16 protein-coding genes, 1 tRNA gene and 1 riboswitch are annotated in these 17,267 nt (G+C 72.9%); of the genes, 6 read left to right on the top strand and 11 right to left on the bottom strand.

Annotated features, from left to right (window positions below; all coding sequences use genetic code 11):
• Positions 1-119 precede the first annotated feature (119 nt).
• From GMA12_RS02780 to GMA12_RS02735, 10 genes are all read right to left on the bottom strand, one after another.
• On the bottom strand, positions 120-917 hold the full coding sequence (locus GMA12_RS02780) for an energy-coupling factor transporter transmembrane component T family protein (protein ID WP_162459394.1): 798 nt from the start codon (positions 915-917) through the stop codon (positions 120-122).
• Positions 914-2,515: an ABC transporter ATP-binding protein gene (locus GMA12_RS02775; protein ID WP_156266990.1), complete on the bottom strand. Its 1,602-nt coding sequence runs from the start codon at positions 2,513-2,515 to the stop codon at positions 914-916. Before GMA12_RS02775 ends, GMA12_RS02780 begins: the two co-directional genes overlap by 4 nt.
• Positions 2,512-3,132, bottom strand: a complete 621-nt coding sequence (locus GMA12_RS02770; RefSeq protein ID WP_156266988.1) for an ECF transporter S component — start codon at positions 3,130-3,132, stop codon at positions 2,512-2,514. Before GMA12_RS02770 ends, GMA12_RS02775 begins: the two co-directional genes overlap by 4 nt.
• Before the next feature lie 88 nt (positions 3,133-3,220).
• Positions 3,221-3,342, bottom strand: a riboswitch (TPP riboswitch).
• Positions 3,343-3,578: 236 nt separating this feature from the next.
• A complete protein-coding gene (locus GMA12_RS02765) occupies positions 3,579-3,857 on the bottom strand; it encodes a DUF4235 domain-containing protein (protein WP_156266986.1) in 279 nt (92 codons plus the stop codon).
• Positions 3,858-3,914: 57 nt separating this feature from the next.
• A complete protein-coding gene (mnhG, locus tag GMA12_RS18715; RefSeq protein ID WP_370830028.1) occupies positions 3,915-4,424 on the bottom strand; it encodes a monovalent cation/H(+) antiporter subunit G in 510 nt (169 codons plus the stop codon).
• A 5-nt stretch (positions 4,425-4,429) separates the two neighbouring features.
• Complete coding sequence (locus tag GMA12_RS02755; protein ID WP_162459392.1) at positions 4,430-4,702, bottom strand: MrpF/PhaF family protein; 273 nt, start codon at positions 4,700-4,702, stop codon at positions 4,430-4,432.
• Positions 4,699-5,418 carry a Na+/H+ antiporter subunit E gene (locus GMA12_RS02750; protein ID WP_162459391.1) on the bottom strand — a complete coding sequence of 240 codons (720 nt, stop codon included), beginning with the start codon at positions 5,416-5,418 and terminating at the stop codon, positions 4,699-4,701. The genes GMA12_RS02755 and GMA12_RS02750 overlap by 4 nt, the downstream gene beginning before the upstream one ends.
• The gene (locus GMA12_RS02745) at positions 5,415-7,055 is read right to left on the bottom strand and encodes a Na+/H+ antiporter subunit D (protein WP_156266984.1); all 1,641 of its coding nucleotides are present in this window, start codon (positions 7,053-7,055) and stop codon (positions 5,415-5,417) included. The genes GMA12_RS02750 and GMA12_RS02745 overlap by 4 nt, the downstream gene beginning before the upstream one ends.
• Entirely contained in the window at positions 7,052-7,543 is a 492-nt protein-coding gene (locus GMA12_RS02740) for a Na(+)/H(+) antiporter subunit C (protein ID WP_156266982.1), read from the bottom strand. The genes GMA12_RS02745 and GMA12_RS02740 overlap by 4 nt, the downstream gene beginning before the upstream one ends.
• Positions 7,540-10,650, bottom strand: a complete 3,111-nt coding sequence (locus GMA12_RS02735) for a Na+/H+ antiporter subunit A (protein WP_156266980.1) — start codon at positions 10,648-10,650, stop codon at positions 7,540-7,542. The genes GMA12_RS02740 and GMA12_RS02735 overlap by 4 nt, the downstream gene beginning before the upstream one ends.
• Before the next feature lie 270 nt (positions 10,651-10,920).
• Here GMA12_RS02735 and GMA12_RS02730 point away from each other — a divergent pair, with 270 nt between their 5' ends.
• Positions 10,921-12,261 carry an MFS transporter gene (locus GMA12_RS02730; protein ID WP_156266978.1) on the top strand — a complete coding sequence of 447 codons (1,341 nt, stop codon included), beginning with the start codon at positions 10,921-10,923 and terminating at the stop codon, positions 12,259-12,261.
• 40 nt (positions 12,262-12,301) lie between these two features.
• Here the strand turns inward: GMA12_RS02730 and dcd are convergent, their stop codons facing one another.
• Positions 12,302-12,877: a dCTP deaminase gene (gene dcd, locus GMA12_RS02725; protein ID WP_047804492.1), complete on the bottom strand. Its 576-nt coding sequence runs from the start codon at positions 12,875-12,877 to the stop codon at positions 12,302-12,304.
• A 132-nt stretch (positions 12,878-13,009) separates the two neighbouring features.
• Between dcd and GMA12_RS02720 the strand changes: the two genes are divergently transcribed.
• The 5 genes from GMA12_RS02720 to GMA12_RS02700 all read left to right on the top strand — a co-directional run bounded on the left by GMA12_RS02720 (position 13,010) and on the right by GMA12_RS02700 (position 17,264).
• Positions 13,010-13,080: transfer RNA gene (locus GMA12_RS02720), tRNA-Gly, on the top strand.
• 168 nt (positions 13,081-13,248) lie between these two features.
• The gene (panD, locus tag GMA12_RS02715; RefSeq protein WP_156266974.1) at positions 13,249-13,695 is read left to right on the top strand and encodes an aspartate 1-decarboxylase; all 447 of its coding nucleotides are present in this window, start codon (positions 13,249-13,251) and stop codon (positions 13,693-13,695) included.
• 111 nt (positions 13,696-13,806) lie between these two features.
• Positions 13,807-14,733 carry an AEC family transporter gene (locus GMA12_RS02710; RefSeq protein ID WP_162459390.1) on the top strand — a complete coding sequence of 309 codons (927 nt, stop codon included), beginning with the start codon at positions 13,807-13,809 and terminating at the stop codon, positions 14,731-14,733.
• Between the two features lie 219 nt (positions 14,734-14,952).
• Positions 14,953-16,275, top strand: coding sequence for an extracellular solute-binding protein (locus GMA12_RS02705; protein WP_156266972.1), 1,323 nt, complete (start codon positions 14,953-14,955; stop codon positions 16,273-16,275).
• A complete protein-coding gene (locus GMA12_RS02700; protein WP_156266970.1) occupies positions 16,272-17,264 on the top strand; it encodes a carbohydrate ABC transporter permease in 993 nt (330 codons plus the stop codon). The genes GMA12_RS02705 and GMA12_RS02700 overlap by 4 nt, the downstream gene beginning before the upstream one ends.
• The last annotated feature ends 3 nt before the right edge of the window (positions 17,265-17,267 follow it).

Below are 17,267 nucleotides of genomic sequence, written 5' to 3'. Positions count from 1 at the left end.
GGGCAGTGGCCCGCGGCCCGGCCGCGCAGACGTGCGCCCGCACGCCGGGCCGAGGACCGGACCCGGGCCGAGCGGGGACCCGCGGACCCGGCGGACAGGGGCCCGCGCGACGCACCGGCTCAGGCCCAGATGAACCGGTGCGTCCCGAGCAGGACGGAGACCGCCGGGCCCGCCACGGCCACGCCGACGCACCCCGCCAGCACCACGGCGTCCCGCCAGGAGTGTTCCGGGACCCGCGCCCACGTGCGCGGGCCCGCGCCGAAGCCGCGCGCCTCCATGGTCACCGACAGGCGGGTGGCGCGGCGCAGGGACTGGACCAGCAGGGTGAACGCCTGCCCGCCGAACTCCCGCAGCGCGCCCACCGGGCCGTGCCCGGAGCCGGCGCCGCGGGCCCGGCGGGCCATCGCCAGCGTGGTCCACTCGGTGAGCATCACGCCCACCAGGCGCAGGGCCGCCAGGGAGGCCAGCACGAACCGGGCGGGCAGCCGCACCGTCTGGGCCAGTCCGTCGGCGAGGTCCGTGGGATCGGTGCTGAGCACCACGAGCAGCCCCGACAGCGCCAGCGCGAGCCCGCGCAGGGCGATCGCCGCGCCCGCGGCGACCGAACCGGCCGAGAGCTCGGTGACCCCCAGGTCGAGCAGCACGGGCCCGGAGTCCTCGGCGAGCAGCGCCGTGCCCCATCCGCTCACGAGCGCCGCCAGCAGCAGGGGCCAGGCCCGCAGCAGCTGCGCCGGCGGACGCCGTCCGGCCAGGGTCAGCAGCAGCACCTCGCCCAGGAGCACGATCCCCGACGTCACGGGATCCGCGCTGAGCAGCAGCGTCACGGTCAGGGCCAGGGCCCCGGCGAGCTTCACCACGGGATGGGCGCGGCCCAGCAGGGAGGTCCGGGCCGCCGGACCGATCGTAGGCGCGCTCACCGGACGTGCTCCGTGGCCGGCCGGGAACCCTGCACGGCAGTCCCCAGCTCCAGGACGTCGGCCCCGAGCGCCCGCACGAAGTCCTCGTCGTGGGTCACCGCGAGCACGGCCGTGCCGGCGCCCACGACCTCCAGGAGCAGGTCCACGAGCTCGGCCCAGGTGAGGGCGTCCTGACCGAAGGTGGGCTCGTCGAGCACCAGGACGTCGGGGTCGGTGGCCAGCACCGTGGCCACCGACAGCCGCCGCTTCTCGCCGCCGGAGAGGGTGAAGGGATTCGCGTCCGCCAGGTGGGTCAGCCGCAGCCGGTCGAGCAGCTCCTCCGTGCGGCGGTCCCGTTCGGCCTCCGGGGTGCCCGCCAGACGGGGTCCGAGCTCGAGCTCGGCCCGCACGGTGGCGCGCAGGAACTGGTGCTCGGGCTCCTGGAAGACCGTCCCCACCCGTGCCACCAGATCCGGCCCGGTCCACTCGAGGGGGTCCGGCCCGGCGCCGCGGGCCAGGGCCGGGTGCGCGGTCACGGTCCCGCGCACGGGCGCCAGCAGGCCCGCCAGCGTGAGTGCGAGGGTCGACTTCCCGGCGCCGTTGGGTCCCGTCACCGCGAGCGCCCGGCCACGGCGCAGGTCCAGTCCGACGCCGGTCGCCGCGACCGGGAGGTCCCGGCCCGCCGCGGCGTCGCCCAGCGGGCGGCCGCGGCGCCGCGCCCGGCGCCGGGCGCGCAGCTGCCGCGCGGAGGGCTGGGTGCGCGAGACGGCCAGCCCTCCCGCGCTCAGCAGCGGCTCCGCGTCCTCCCGGGGGCGCGCCGGCGCGCGCGTGGGCGGGATCCGGCCGGGCACCCAGACTCCGGCGCGGCTCAGCTCGTCGGCGGCCTCCCCCAGGACCTGCGCCGGGGAGCCGTCGTGCGTGATCCCCCCGTCGCGGCCGAGCACGACGACACGGTCCACGACGTCGGCCCACACCGCCACACGGTGCTCCACGACCACGAGGGTGGCCCCGCTGCGGTCCAGGCACCGTGCCACCGCGTCCCGGACCTGCCGCACCCCGGCGGGGTCCAGGTTCGCGGTGGGCTCGTCGAGCAGCAGCAGCCCCGGGCTCATCGCCACGGCCCCCGCGAGCGCCAGGCGCTGCTTCTGCCCGCCGGACAGGGCCGCGGTGGGGTGGTCGAGCGGCAGGGGCAGTCCCACGTCGTCGAGGGCGGCGCGGACCCGCGGCCAGATCTGCTCCCGGGGCACCGCGAGGTTCTCGAGGCCGAAGGCGGTGTCGTCCCCGACCCGGGAGAGCACCACCTGGGACTCGGGGTCCTGCTGCACCAGCCCCGCGCGGCCCCGCGCCCGGTCCGGGTCCGTGCCGTCGAGCAGCAGCTCCCCGTGGCGGGAGAGCCCGTCGTCGTCGTGCAGGACCCCCGCGAGGGCGTGCAGGAACGTCGACTTGCCCGCTCCGCTCGGCCCCAGCAGGAGCACCCGCTCCCCCGGCTCGACCACGAGGTCGACGCCCTGCAGGGCGGGGGCCTCCCGGCCGGGGTGGTGCCAGCCGAAGCCGCGGGCCTCGACGCGGGCCCCAGCGGCGGTGGGCGTGCCGGGAGGGCGCACCGCCGCGGCGGTCATCGCCGAGCGACCCGGCCCGAGGCCAGGCCCTGCAGCACGCCGGTGGCCGCGAGCGCCTTCACCACGGCCCACATCAGCAGGCCGGCGAGCACCGCGCCCGAGAGGGCCGCGAGGACCACGTAGACGACCTGGTGGCCGAGGGTCCACTCGTAGTTGTAGATGATGCTCTCGTTGACGCCCAGGAAGATGCCGCTCACCGCGCCGGCGGCGGCGGCCACGGCCGCGTTGTAGCGGCGGTAGCGCACCGCGGCGAAGACCAGCTCGGCCCCGAGGCCCTGGAGGAGGCCGGACAGGATCACGGTCCAGCCGAAGTGGGTGCCCAGGAAGCCCTCGATGACGGCGGCGAGCAGCTCGCAGAACAGCGCGGCGCCCGGCTTGCGGATGATCAGACCGCCGAGCACGCCGGCCACGAGCCAGCCGCCGGCGATCAGGCCCACCGCGGGCGGATAGGTCACCGCGGCGGCGCCGACCACGGGGTAGAGCAGGTTCGACCACGCCCAGAAGACCACCGCGCACACGGCGGCGAGGACGGCGGCCACGACGATGTCGACGACCCGCCAGGACGAGGACCCGGGCGCGCGGTTGCGGCCGGCGGGACGGTGCGTGGTGGTGTTCATGGTGGGTTCCTCCTGGGCTCAGCGAGCCATCGGTGCCAGGAGGGGAGGGGTCCGCGCGGACACGGCCGGAGCTCACGTCCGCGAGCCACCCCTGAGGTGCTCGACTCCCTTCGCCGGTGCTAACCGGAGCAGGTTCGAGGGTCTGCGGTGATCCGCACTCTCAGCGCTCTGCCGCCGTCGCCGGCGGGGTGCGCTCCCCTGTCGTTTCAGTGCCACCGAGTCTACCCCTCCGCCGCCCCCGCTGCTGCACTGCCGCACGCGGTGTCATCCGGACCGTCGCCAGGACCGTCGCCCGTGCTGCCGCCCGCACGTCGGCCGCTCCGCCCATGCCCACGGCGCAGCCGTCGCTCCCGCGCCGCGCTCACGGGCGACGAAGGGGCCCGTCCGTGCCGACACCGCTGTGGTGTCCGCACGGACGGGCCCCCTCGCGAGCCGGCCGCCGGGGCTCAGACCTCGGCCTGGCTCGAGGCCTTGGGGTTGCTCCGGGACGACTTGTCCATCTTCGCGATCTGGCGGGAGATCCCGACCTTGATGACCGTGCCGACGAGGCCGGTCACCAGCGACCAGATGATGATGCCGGTCCACGCCTCGTCCGGGTCCGGGTTCTTGGCGGGGGGCGGGTCCCCCGTGATGCGCGTCCACGCGGCACCGAGCACCTTGTGCGAGAGCGCCACGCCGCCCAGCGAGAGGCCGGTGCCGGCGAGTTCGAGGATCTTCGTGTTCATGGACTGCTGCTCCTTGTCGTCGGGGCGGCGCGGATGCGCCCGTCGATCGTGCCCAGCCTAACGCGTCCTCCCGGATCCGTCAGTCTGCTGTCCGTCGGCGTGCTGCCCGTCCGCGGCCGGCGGGTCGACGAGGGCTTCGTCGGTGCGCGTCTCGTCGGTGCGGGCCGGTGGGGTGCCGGCGGGCGCGGACGCGCCCACGGCCGGCTCGCTGCCGTCCCGCTCGCCGGCACGGTTGAGCACCTCCTGCAGGTCGTCCTGCGTGAGGGTGGCCCGGTTGAGGTGCTTGGTCCGGTAGGTGGAACGGCCCACCATGTGCGCCGAGACGGGCACCGTGAGCAGCTGGAAGATCCACCCCAGTGCGATCAGCGGGATCATGACCGGGTCCCGGTTCTCCAGGGCGACGGCGGTGAGCATGAGCAGCAGCCCGAAGACCTGCGGCTTGGTCCCCGCGTGCATGCGGGTCAGCAGGTCGGGGAACCGGACCAGACCGATCGCGGCGGCCAGGGACATCAGCGCGCCGAGGACCAGGCACACGGCCGCGGCGGCGTCCAGGACGGTGTCCAGCACGGGGCTCACTTCCCGTGCTCGGCGGTCTGGGTGGCGAAGCGCGCCACCGTCACGGCGCCGATGAACCCCACCAGGGAGACGATCACCATGAGGATGAGGTTGTTGAGGTGCCGGTGATAGGCCATCTCCACGGCGAGCGCGGCCGCCACGATGGCCAGCAGGACGTCGGTGGCCACCACGCGGTCCAGCAGCGACGGGCCCTTGGCCAGCCGGTACAGGGTGCCCGCGGCGGCCGTGCTGAGCAGCACGGCCGCGACGGCCACGGCGATCTCCATCACGGGCGGTCCTCCTCGGTGGTCCGGGTCGTCTGCGTGGGCCGGGTGGTGTGGGGCGTCCGGGCGGTCCCGGTGGGGACGTCGCCCCGCCGGCCGCCGACGATCTGCTGCCCGGCCGTGACCGGGGAGCTGATCGCCGCGCTGTCCCGCTGCTCGGCCTGCGTCCCGCCGCCCCCGCGCCGTTCGGCCCGCAGGGCGGCGAGCTCCGCCCGGGTGCCCATGATGCGGATCCACGCGGCCTCGACCTGCCGCGCCGACCGCCGGAAGGACTCGGCCTCCTCGGGGGTGCGGACGTTGAGCGCGTGGAAGTAGAGGGTGGACCGGGCGCGGTCCACCTCCACCAGGATGGAGCCGGGGATCAGGGCCATGGTGTGGCCGGTGGCGGTGAGCAGCAGGTCCGAGCGCGTGCGCAGGTCCACGCTCACGACCGCGCTGCGGGCCCGCGGACCCACGAGGATCGCGACGAGCATGACGTCCACGCTGGCCTTGGCGACCTGCCACACGAAGGTCACGGCGAAGACGGCGAACTGCAGCAGGTTGAACCGGCCGGAGAGCTGCACCGGGGGCAGGTAGAGCACCCAGGTCACGAGCAGTGCCAGCACCGCGCCGAACAGCAGGTTGCCGAGGCCGAAGTCGCCCCACAGGGCGCCCCACACGAGCACGAGCCACACCAGCAGCGGCAACTCGACGAGCAGGGAGTTCTTGGGTCGCGAGCTCACGGGGCCTCCTCCACGACGGGCAGGGGAACCGATCCGGGGTCCAGGACGGCCGTGACGTAGCGCTCGGGGTGGACCAGGTTCTCCGCGGCGTTGTCCGCGAGCTGGAAGAGCGGGCCGGCGAAGACGGTGAGGGCGACGCCCACGGCCACGAGCGCGGAGGCGCCGCCGAGCATCGAGGGAGACATGAGGCGCACGTCGCCCTTGCCGGCGAACCGCCCCTCCTGGTCGTCGACGGACCCGGAGGTCAGGAGGAAGCGCGAGCCCGCCGGGACCGGGGCCAGCAGGATCGGGTCCGGGTACTCCGCGTCCTCCGGGGTGCGCAGGAACACGCGGTTCCACACGCGGATCATGGCCAGAAGGGTCAGCAGGGACACCGCCACGGAGCCCGCCACGAGCACGTAGGCGAGCGGATCGCCCTGGTTCACGCCGGCCTGCAGCAGCCCGGTCTTGCCGAGGAAGCCCGAGAACGGCGGGATGCCGCCCAGGTTCAGTGCGGGGACCAGGTAGAGCAGCGCCAGCAGCGGGGAGATCTTGGCCATGCCGGCGAGCCGATCCACGTTGGTCGACCCGCCGCGGCGCTCGATCAGCCCGGCCACCAGGAACAGGCTGGTCTGGATCACGATGTGGTGGGCCACGTAGTAGACCGTGGCGGACAGCGCCTCCTGGCTGCCCACGGCCACCCCGAAGATCATGTAGCCGATGTGGCTGATGAGGGTGAAGGACAGCATGCGCTTGATGTCGATCTGGGCGAGCGCCCCCAGGATGCCCACCACCATGGTGAGCAGCGCGACCCACATCAGCAGGGTGTCGAGCCGCTCCCCGGGGAACAGCACGGTCTCCGTGCGGATGATCGAGTAGACGCCCACCTTGGTCAGCAGCCCGGCGAACACGGCGGTCACGGGGGCGGAGGCCGTCGGGTAGGAGTCCGGCAGCCAGAAGGACAGCGGGAAGACCGCCGCCTTGATGCCGAAGGCGATGAGCAGCATGACGTGCAGCTGCATCTGGGTGCCCACCGGCAGGTCGGCGAGTTTCACCGAGAGGTCGGCCATGTTGATGGTGCCCGTGGCCGCGTAGACCATCGCGATGGTGATCAGGAACAGCACCGAGGAGATGACGGAGACCACCACGTAGGTGACGCCCGTGCGGATCCGCTGGACCGTTCCGCCCATCGTCATGAGGACGTAGGACGCGGTGAGCAGGATCTCGAAGCCCACGTACAGGTTGAACAGGTCGCCCGCGAGGAAGGCGTTGGAGACCCCGGCCACGAGGATGAGGAAGGAGGGGTGGAAGATCGAGATCGGGCCCTCCCTGTCCCCGTCGGCCACGCCCTGCCCGCTGGCGTAGACCAGCACCGCGAGCGAGACCACCGTGGAGACCACGAGCATCAGCGACGAGAGCTGGTCCACGACCATGACGATGCCCCAGGGCGCCGCCCAGCCGCCCAGGTGGACGGCCTGGGGACCGACGTCCCAGGTGCTCACCAGCACCATGGCCTCGACCACGAGGGTGAGCACGAGGGAGCCGATCGCCACGGCCCGCTGCAGCGCGTTGCGCCGCAGCAGCACGAGGCTCAGGGCCGCGCCCAGGAAGGGGATGATGACGGCCAGCGGGGCCAGCTGCGCGAGGTGGACGGTCATCGACTCCCCTCCCGCCGGGGCCCGGAAGGACCGGGCGTCTCGAGGTCCTCGCCGGGGTCGTCGCGGCGGGGCGCCTCCTCGAACTCGGTCGTCTCGGCGGGCACCTCGGCGTCGTCCTCCACGTCGTAGGAGGACTGCCGGGCCACGCGCCGGTCCTCCACGTCGTCCTGGATCTCGTCGCGGCGGCCGAGCACCCAGGAGCGGTAGATCATCCCGAGCAGGAACGCGGTGACGGCCAGCGAGATGACGATGGCGGTGAGGATGAGCGCCTGGGGCAGCGGGTCGCTGTAGTCCTCCGCGGCGATCGAGCCGTCGTAGAGCGGGGCGAAGCCGGGGACGCCGCCCGCGTGCAGGATCAGCAGGTTCGTGCCGTTGGTGAGCAGCATCAGCCCGAGCAGCACCCGGGTGAGCGAGCGCTCCAGCAGGAGGTACACCCCCACGGCGTAGAGCACGCCCATCACGACCAGCAGGGTCAGGTTCACGCTCATCGGTGCTCGCTCCCTTCGTCGGGCCCCGCCCCGGCGGTCGTGACCGGGGTGGGTGAGGTCGCCGACGTCGCCATGGACGACCCCGCGGTGACCCGGCGCTGCCGGGTGACCCGGATGCGGGTGCCGCGCCCGGGCGCCTTCCGGCGCCGGCGCACGGCGTCCTCCTCGATCCGCTCGTCGATCCGCCCGCCCAGCGAGCGGAGGATGTCGAGGACGAGCCCGACGACGATCAGGTAGACCGCGACGTCGAAGACCAGGGCGGACACGAACTTCTCGTGGCCGAAGAGCGGCAGCTCCGCCTCCACGGTGTAGCTCTGCATGACCGAGCCGCCCAGGAACACCGGGGTGACGGCGTAGAGCGCGGCGAGCGCCAGCCCCGTCCCCAGCATCGTGCCCGCGTTGATGGGGGTGGCGCGCTCCAGCTCGAAGCGCCCGCCCGCGAGATAGCGCACGGTCAGGGCCAGCCCGGCCATGAGCCCGCCGGAGAACCCTCCGCCGGGGTCGTTGTGCCCGGCGATCAGCAGGTAGAGCGAGACCATCATGAACGTGTGGAAGAGCAGGCGGGTGACCACCTCGAAGATGATCGAGCGCCGCTCGGGCGCCAGGGTCCGCCCCGCCAGCAGGTAGGGGTCCTCCGGGTCCTCCGGGGAGCGCCGGTCGACCACGGCGTCCAGGTCCGCGCCGGACGGGACCACGGCCGCGGCGCTGCGCCGGCGCAGGATCCGCAGCTGCTCGGTGTTCGGGTCGTCGCCGGAGCGCACGATCCGGTCCCCGCGGCCGGTGACGAAGATCAGGGACGCCACACCGGTGGCGGCGAGCACCAGCACGGAGATCTCCCCGAAGGTGTCCCACGCCCGGATGTCCACCAGGATGACGTTGACCACGTTCTGCCCGTCGCCCAGCTCGTAGGCCATCCGCGGCAGCTGCAGGGAGATGGGCTCGGCCGTGCGCGAGGAGATGCTGAAGGCCGCCAGCGCCATCATGAACAGCCCGAAGGTCACCGCGATGGTGCCGCGCAGGAGCCGGCGCCCGGCGGGGTTGCGGTGCCACAGCGGCGCGGGCAGCGAGCGCAGCGCCAGCACGAAGGCCACGAGCAGGATGGTCTCCACGAGCGTCTGGGTCAGGGCGAGGTCCGGGGCCCCCTGCAGGGCGAACATCAGCGCCAGGCCGTAGCCCGTGACCGAGACCAGGAGCACGGCCAGGAAGCGCTTCGTGGCCAGGGGCACCAGCAGGGCCGCCACGACCATGGCCGCCCCGGCGATCAGCTGGGCCGGCCCGTCCGAGAGCCGCAGGGCGCCCAGCGGCGGGGTCTCCTCCACGACCAGGGCCACGAGGGGCACCACGATCGCGGTGACGAGGATGACCGAGAGGTAGAACATCAGCGAGCCGCGCTGCGTGCGACCGGTGATCCACACCGCGGCCAGGTCCAGGACGTTGATGGTCCGCCGGTAGAGGAGCTCCCCGGGCGGCATCGAGGGCAGCGCGCGCTGGAGGTCGGCGACGGGACGCCGGGCCAGGAACATGAGCGTCCCGCCCGCGACGACGACCGCCGACAGGCCCAGGGCCGGGGTGAACCCGTGCCACAGGGCGAGGTAGAACTCGTGCCCTCCCGGATCGGGGAACTGGTCCACATAGGGCTGGAGCATGGCGTCGACCGGCTGCGGCCACAGCCCGTAGGCCACGGTGAGGACGGAGAGCACGAGCGGGGCGGCCAGGAAGCCGGGCTCGACGCGCTCCATGTCGCTGATCACGGCCTTGCCGCCCACCCCGGCGTCGAGCTCGGAGAACTCCGCGGACTTCTGCGCGAAGCCGCCCCACAGGAAGCGGGCGCTGTAGGCGAAGGTCAGGACCGAGCCGAGCACCAGTCCGGCGAGCACCACGATCCCCGCCGCGCTGTCCGCCTCGTGGGTGAACGCGGCCAGCACGGACTCCTTGGCCACGAAGCCGGCCAGCGGCGGCAGCCCGGCCATGGAGGCCGCCGCCACGGCGGAGACGGCGAACAGCACCGGCACGCGGCGGGCCAGCCCGGAGAGCCGCCGGATGTCTCGGGTGCCCGCCCGGTGGTCGATGATGCCGACCACGAGGAACAGCGTGGCCTTGAACAGCCCGTGCGCCAGGAGCATGGCCATGCCCGCCTGCGCGGTGTCGGCCGCGCCCCGGCCCACGACGACGACGAGGAAGCCGAGCTGGCTGACGGTGCCGTAGGCGAGGATGAGCTTGAGGTCGTACTGCTTCAGGGCGGCCCAGCCGCCGAAGATCATGGTGCCCAGGCCCAGGATCATCACCGTGGGCTGCCACAGCGCCGTCTCGGCGTAGCCGGGGGCGAACCGGGCCACCAGGTACACGCCGGCCTTGACCATGGCGGCGGCGTGCAGGTACGCGGACACGGGCGTGGGCGCGGCCATCGCGGCGGGCAGCCAGAAGTGCAGCGGGATCAGGGCGGACTTGGTCACGGCGCCCACGAGGAGCAGGAACACCGCCACGTCCACCACGGTGCCGCGCTGGGCCAGCTCCGGGGCCGCCGCGAGCACCTCGGAGATCCGGTAGGTGCCCGCGGCCTGGCCCAGCATGACGATGCCCACGAGCATGGACAGCCCGCCGGCCGTGGTCAGCACGAGGGCCTGGAGGGCCGCGCGCCGGGCGGACAGCCGGGCCCGGCTGTAGCTGATGAGCAGGAAGGACAGGACGGTGGTGATCTCCCAGAAGACGAACAGCACGAGCATGTCGTCGGCGGTCACCAGCCCGAACATGGCCCCGGCGAACGCGAGCAGCTGGGCCCCGAAGCCCCCGAGGTCACCGGCGCCGGGCTTGAAGTAGCGGGCGCAGTAGAAGAGGACCAGGGACCCGGCCCCGAGCACGAGCAGGGACATGGTCCAGGCCAGGGCGTCCATCCGCAGGACCAGGTCCAGTCCCAGGGAGGGGATCCACTCCGCCCCCTCGGTCCACCCGCCGTCCGGGCCGTACACGCGCGGGGCGGAGGCCAGCAGCCACAGGAAACCGGCGAGGGGAACCGCGGCCAGCAGGTAGAAGGCGCTGCGTCCCATCCGCGCGAACAGCAGCGGCGCGACCGCGGCCACCACTGCGTGGAGCAGGAGCACAGCGGTCATCAGGCGCCTCCGGAGGTCGGGGAAGGGATCGGCGGGCGGGCGTCGTGGGACCCGGACGCGGCACGGAGGACCGGTGCAAGCACAGGGATGCCGGGGCGCGCCCGGGACGTCCAGCCTATCAAAGGGGCTTCGGGGCCCTCCGCGGAGGGCCGGGGGCGAGACCTGAACGTCCCCGGTCAATCCGCTGGGCATTCACTCCGCGAAGCCGGGGTGACCGGTCCCGGCGAGGCCGGCGCCGCGGCGGGGCGCCGCGGGCCTAGCATGACTGCCATGGACACCGCGCCCCCAGGTTCCCCGTCCGCGCCGCCCGCGGCCCCCTTCACGCCCCGCCGCTCCCACGTGTGGGCCTGGAGCCTGTGGGACGCCGGCTCCGCGGCCTTCAACGCCGTGATGACCACGTTCGTGTTCACCGTCTACCTCACCGGCGACCCGTTCGGCGGGGAGGACCACGCCTCCCAGGTGCTGGGCTACGGGATCGGCGCCGCGGGCGTCGTCGTGGCGCTGCTCGCCCCCGTGGTCGGGCAGCGCAGCGACGGCGCCGGGCGCCGGAAGCTGTGGCTGGGCGTGAACACGATGCTCACCGCGCTGCTCACCGCGCTGTGCTTCCTGGTCTACCCGGAGTACCCGTTCCTCTACCTGGGTGTCGCACTGCTGGCGCTGGCCAACGTCTTCGACGAGTTCGCGGTGGTCAACTACAACGCGATGCTTCCCGGCATCGCGGGCCGCGAGCACATCGGCCGGGTGAGCGGGCAGGGCTGGGCGCTGGGCTACTTCGGCGGGATCGTGGCCCTGTCGATCGTCCTGTTCGGCTTCGTGAGCCCCGGGTTCCTCGGCATCCCCGAGGAGGACGCGCTCAACGTGCGGGCCGTCGCACTGTTCTCCGGCCTGTGGATCGCGCTGTTCTCGATCCCCGTCCTGCTCGCGGTGCCCGAGATCCGCCCCACGCGCCGGGGTCCGCGCCCGTCCGTGGCCCGGTCCTACCGGCAGCTGTGGGCGACCCTGCGCGAGCTGTACCGGGACGCCCCGCAGACGCTGTGGTTCCTGCTCTCCTCCGCCGTGTTCCGGGACGGGCTCAACGCGGTGTTCACGTTCGGCGGCGTCATCGCGGCCGGGACCTTCGGCTTCACCCTCACCGAGGTCATCGTCTTCGCGATCGTCGGGAACGTGGCCGCGGGCGTGGGGGCGCTCGTCGGCGGGCAGCTCGACGACCGGGTGGGCCCCAAGCGCGTCATCGTCGCCTCCCTGGTCTGCGTCCTGCTGGCGGGCACGCCGCTGCTGTTCCTGGACGGCACGGCCGCGTTCTGGGTCTGCGGACTGCTGCTGTGCCTGTTCGTGGGCCCGGCGCAGTCGGCCTCCCGGACGTTCCTGGGCAGGCTCACCCGCACGGGCCACGAGGGCGCCCTGTACGGCCTCTACGCCACCACGGGTCGGGCCGTGAGCTTCCTGGCGCCCACCCTGTTCGCCGTGTTCGTCTCCGTGCTCGGCGCCCAGCGCTGGGGGATCCTGGGCATCCTGCTGGTGATCGGCGCGGGCCTGCTCCTGCTCCTCGGCGCCCGGGACCCCGAGCGCGCCCGGGACCCCGACGGGGCCGGGGCCACGCAGCGCCCCTGAGTGCCGGCGCGGGACCGGGGACCGGGGCGGACGCCGGGCCTCAGATGCGGGTGCGGGAGAAGCCCAGGTGGCTGCGCGACGCCGTCGGGCCCCGCTGACCCTGGTACCGGTTGGCGTAGGCGCCGTCCCCGTACGGGTGCTCGGCGGGCGAGGACAGCCGGAAGAAGCACAGCTGACCGATCTTGGAGCCGGGCCACAGCTTGATGGGCAGCGTCGCCATGTTGGAGAGCTCGAGCGTGACGTGCCCCGAGAAGCCCGGGTCGATGAACCCTGCGGTGGAGTGCGTCAGCAGGCCCAGCCGCCCCAGGGAGGACTTGCCCTCCAGGCGCGCGGCGATGTCGTCCGGGAGGCTGACCTTCTCGTAGGTGGAGCCCAGGACGAACTCCCCGGGGTGCAGCACGAAGGCCTCCTCCGGGTCGACCTCCACGAGGCGCGTGAGCTCCGGCTGCTCCACCGAGGGGTCGATGTGCGCGTACTTGTGGTTGTCGAAGAGCCGGAACCAGCGGTCCAGCCGCACGTCGATGCTGGCCGGCTGGATCAGGGCGGGGTCGTAGGGCTCGAGGACGACCCGGCCACCGTCGAGCTCACGGCGGATGTCGCGGTCAGAGATCAGCACGGTCCCCAAGGTAGCGCACGCCGCTCCCCCGGACCCCGGACCCCGTTCCCCGGTCCTGCCCGGCCCCGGACGGATCGTGTACAGTGTGGTGGTGTCCCCGTCCGGTGCACGCACCGGACGGACCACGGATGCGCGGCTGTAGCTCAATGGTAGAGCGCACGCTTCCCAAGCCTGATACGCGGGTTCGATTCCCGTCAGCCGCTCTCGCACCGAACGCCCCGCGCCGCCCCGGCCGGGGCGTTCGTCGTGCCCGGGCCGGCCCGGTAGAATGTTCCCGCACCGCGGCCCTCCGCAGACCCCGGCGCCCGAGGCCCCGGTGCTCCACCGGAGCCGCGTCCCGCACCCCGCCCACGAGGAGCAGATCTCCCGTCATGCTGCGCACCATGTTCAAGGCCAAGATCCACCGGGCCGTCGTGACCCAGGCCGACCTCCACTACGTCGGCTCGGTCACCGTGGACCAGGACCTCCTGGACGCCGCCGACATCCTGCCGGGCGAGCTCGTCGCCATCGTGGACGTCACCAACGGCGCCCGCCTGGAGACCTACACCATCGCCGGCGAGCGCGGCTCCGGCGTCGTCGGGATCAACGGCGCCGCGGCGCACCTCGTGCACCCCGGTGACGTCGTCATCCTCATCAGCTACGCGCAGATGGACGACGCCGAGGCGCGCACCCACGTGCCCCGCGTGGTGCACGTGGACGCGCAGAACCGGATCGCCGACCTCGGCGCGGATCCCGCCGAGGCCCTGCTCGACGGCGTCGCCCGCCCCCCGCTCTCCCGGACCCTCGCCGCGGCACGGGCCGACCTGCCGCTCGGCTGACGCGACCGGCGCCGCCCTCCCTGCCGGCCGTCCTGCCCGGAAGTCCCTCCGGCATGGGATAGAACTGTAGGGGCCCGATCCCGCGGGCCCCGACAGTCCGAGGAGGAACCCGTGGCCGGAGTGTTCTCGGGGTTCTTCATCGTGTGGGCCGTCATCGGCACCGGATACGTGGTGGGCCGCCGCCGGGTGCTGGGGCCGCAGGGGCAGCTGGTGCTCAGCAAGTTCGCGTTCTACGTGGCCAGCCCGCCGCTGCTGTTCCTGACCATCGCCGAGGCCGACATCGGCCGCCTGCTCTCCGCCCCCCTGCTGGTGGCGGCCGTCTCGGCGGTGGCCACCGCCCTCGTGCACGCCGGGCTCGCCCGGTGGGTGCTGCACCGGGACGCGGCGACCACCGTGATGGGCGCCCAGGCCGCCTCCCAGGTCAACTCCGCCAACCTCGGCATCCCGATCGCCACGTTCGTGCTCGGGGACGCGACCATGGTGGTGCCCGTCATCCTGTTCCAGCTGGCCCTGAACACCCCCGTTTACCTGACGATCATGGACGTCCTGACCGACGGCCGCCGGCCGAGCCTCGGCAGCGTCCTGGGCAACGTGGTGACCAACCCGATGATCGTGGGCTCCGGGCTGGGCATCCTGTTCGCGGTGACCGGCTGGCGGCTGCCCGAGGTCGTGCACGCACCGGTGGAGCTGGTGGCGGGGGCCTCCATCCCGGCGATGCTGATGGCCTTCGGCGTCTCCCTGGTGGGCGCCTCACCGCTGCGGGCCGGAACGAGCCCGCGCCGGGACGTGGCGCTGGCCGCCGCGCTGAAGCTGGTGCTGCACCCGGTGCTGGCGTTCCTGTTCGCCCGCTTCGCCCTGGGCCTGGAGGGGCACCTGCTCTACGCCGTGGTGGTGATGGCGGCGCTGCCCACCGCCCAGAACATCTACGTCGCGGCCGTGCGCTACGGCCGGGCCGAGCAGCTGTGCCGCGACACGGTGCTGCTCACCACGGTCGTGGCCATGCTGACCATGGCCGGTGTGGCCCTGCTGCTCGCCTGAACCCCTCCGCCGGGCCGTGACCCGGCGGACCCGGACGACGCCCGTTCGCAAAAACACAGGTTACTGGTCTGTGAGGTACCGCACTCATAGACTGAAGCTCCGCGCAGGGGTGGTCACCCGGCAGCACGCACCACCCGACCGTCCCGCCGAGCAGGCCCCACCAGGCCCCGTCGGCGCCCCTCGCGGGCCGCCACATCGCCGAAGGGGAGGAACAGACCGTTGACCACCACCTCACACCCCCACAGAGCCCCCGGGAGGCGACGGCTCAGCGCTGCCGCCGCCCTGGGCGCCGTGGGCGCTCTCGTCCTGACGGGCTGCGGTGACGCCGACGCCGGCGGCACCCCGACCCTGACCTGGTACATCAACCCGGACGCCGGCGGGCAGGCGGAGCTGGCCCAGCAGTGCTCGGAGCAGTCCGGGGGCCGGTACACCCTCGAGACCGCGCTGCTCCCGCGTGACGCCGCCTCACAGCGCGAGCAGCTCGCCCGGCGTCTCGCCGCGGGGGACACGTCGATGGACATCATGAGCCTGGACCCGCCCTTCATCCCCGAGCTGGCCGAGCCGGGTTTCCTGGCCCCGGTGCCCAGCGGTGTCGAGCAGGCCACCACCGAGGACGTCCTGGCCGGTCCCCTCGAGGGCGCGAAGTGGAAGGACGAGCTGGTGTCGGTCCCGTTCTGGGCCAACACGCAGCTGCTCTGGTACCGGGAGTCCGTGGCGGAGGCCGCCGGCCTGAACATGGACGAGCCGGTGACCTGGGACCAGATCATGGACGCCGCCCGCGAGCAGGACAAGTACCTGGGGGTGCAGGGCACCTCGGCCGAGTCCATGACGGTGTGGGTCAACGGCCTCGTGGCGTCCGCCGGCGGGTCGATCGTGGAGAACCCGGAGGCGCCGTCCGACGAGATCTCCATCGGCCTGGACAGCGAGGCGGGCCGGAAGGCCGCGGAGATCATCGGCACCATCGGCCGCGACGGGCTCGGCGGACCGGGCCTGCCGACCTCGGACGAGAACGCGTCGATGATCCAGTTCCAGTCCGAGAACGGCTCCTTCATGGTGAACTGGCCCTTCATCTACGCGGCCACCGCGGCCGCCGTGGAGGAGGGCACGGTCGACGCCGAGGTCTACGAGGACATCGGCTGGGCCCTGTGGCCCCAGGTCGACGAGGGCGAGCCCTCCGCTCCCCCGCTGGGCGGGATCAACCTGGGCGTGGGCTCCACCTCCGAGAACCAGGAGCTGGCCTGGGAGGCCGTGGAGTGCATCGTCCAGCCCGAGAACCAGGCGTACTACTTCGTGAGCAACGGCAACCCGGCCGCCTCCGAGGCCGCCTACGAGGACCCCGAGGTCCGGGAGGCCTATCCGATGTACGCGACCATCCGCGAGTCCCTCGACCAGGCGGCGCCCCGTCCCCAGACGCCGTTCTACAACGAGGTCTCCACCGCCATCCAGCAGGAGTGGACCCCGCCGGCGTCCGTCACCGAGGACACGCCCGGCCTGACCGCCGAGTTCATCGAGTCCGTCCTGAGAGGAGATCGGCTGCTATGAGCACCGTCGTCAATCCCAACGCTCCCGGCACCGGTCCCCGGGAGGTCGCCCCGGCACCCGTGACGGGCCGGCGCAGCGCGAAACCCGTGATGTCCGACCGGGCCCGGTCGGAGCGCAAGCTCGGCTGGATGCTCGCCGGCCCCGCGTTCATCGTGATGCTGCTGGTGACCATGTACCCGATCCTGCAGGCCCTGTGGGACTCCCTCTTCTCCTTCCGCCTGACGGCCCCCGGGGAGAAGGAGTTCGTCCTCCTCGGCAACTACGCCACGGTTCTCTCCGACCGGGTGTTCTGGAACGACCTGTGGATCACGGTGCTCATCACGATCGTCACCGTGGTGGTGGAGCTGGTCCTGGGCTTCGCCCTGGCGCTCGTGATGAACAACGCGATCCGGAACACCAAGGGCCTGCTGCGCACCGCGATCCTCGTGCCCTACGGCATCATCACGGTGGTCTCGGCCTTCGCGTGGTTCTACGCCTTCGACATCACCACGGGCTACATCAACAACTGGTTCGACTGGGTCCCGGGCATCGGCCCCGACTTCAACTGGTTCGCCTCCCAGGGACCGGCCCTGTTCGTGATCATGGCCTCCGAGATCTGGAAGACCACCCCGTTCATCTCCCTGCTGCTGCTGGCCGGCCTGGCCCAGGTCCCCAGCGAGTACACGGAGGCGGCCCGCGTGGACGGGGCCACCTGGTGGCAGCGCATGTCCCGGGTGATCCTGCCCAACATGAAGGCCGCGATCATGGTGGCGGTCGTGTTCCGTGCCCTGGACGCGTTCCGCATCTTCGACAACATCTTCATCATGACCCAGGGCCAGTACGGCACCGAGACGCTGTCCCTGCTGGCCTACCGCACCTCCATCGGCCGACTGGAGATCGGGCTCGGCTCCGCGATCTCCGTGATCCTGTTCGTGTGCGTGCTGCTGATCGCCTTCATCGCCATCAAGGTGTTCAAGGTCGACCTCGCCGGCGCCGGGAAGGGAAGGTAATCC

Origin of the sequence: Kocuria sediminis (assembly GCF_009735315.1) — a bacterium.
In the GTDB taxonomy this organism is placed as follows: Bacteria; Actinomycetota; Actinomycetes; order Actinomycetales; family Micrococcaceae; genus Kocuria; species Kocuria turfanensis.
The sequence above is the reverse complement of the archived record's forward strand: the minus strand, read 5'-3'. Positions and strand labels throughout refer to the sequence as shown.

Excerpts from the sequence above, each read along its gene's own strand:
- GMA12_RS02735 (WP_156266980.1), bottom strand. The coding sequence starts at position 10,650 with ATGACCGCTGTGCTCCTGCTCCACGCAGTGGTGGCCGCGGTCGCGCCG.
- GMA12_RS02700 (WP_156266970.1), top strand. The coding sequence starts at position 16,272 with ATGAGCACCGTCGTCAATCCCAACGCTCCCGGCACCGGTCCCCGGGAG.
- GMA12_RS02765 (WP_156266986.1), bottom strand. The coding sequence starts at position 3,857 with ATGAACACGAAGATCCTCGAACTCGCCGGCACCGGCCTCTCGCTGGGC.
- GMA12_RS02740 (WP_156266982.1), bottom strand. The coding sequence starts at position 7,543 with ATGAGCGTGAACCTGACCCTGCTGGTCGTGATGGGCGTGCTCTACGCC.
- GMA12_RS02770 (WP_156266988.1), bottom strand. The coding sequence starts at position 3,132 with ATGAACACCACCACGCACCGTCCCGCCGGCCGCAACCGCGCGCCCGGG.
- GMA12_RS02775 (WP_156266990.1), bottom strand. The coding sequence starts at position 2,515 with ATGACCGCCGCGGCGGTGCGCCCTCCCGGCACGCCCACCGCCGCTGGG.
- panD (WP_156266974.1), top strand. The coding sequence starts at position 13,249 with ATGCTGCGCACCATGTTCAAGGCCAAGATCCACCGGGCCGTCGTGACC.
- GMA12_RS02730 (WP_156266978.1), top strand. The coding sequence starts at position 10,921 with ATGGACACCGCGCCCCCAGGTTCCCCGTCCGCGCCGCCCGCGGCCCCC.
- GMA12_RS02745 (WP_156266984.1), bottom strand. The coding sequence starts at position 7,055 with ATGACCGTCCACCTCGCGCAGCTGGCCCCGCTGGCCGTCATCATCCCC.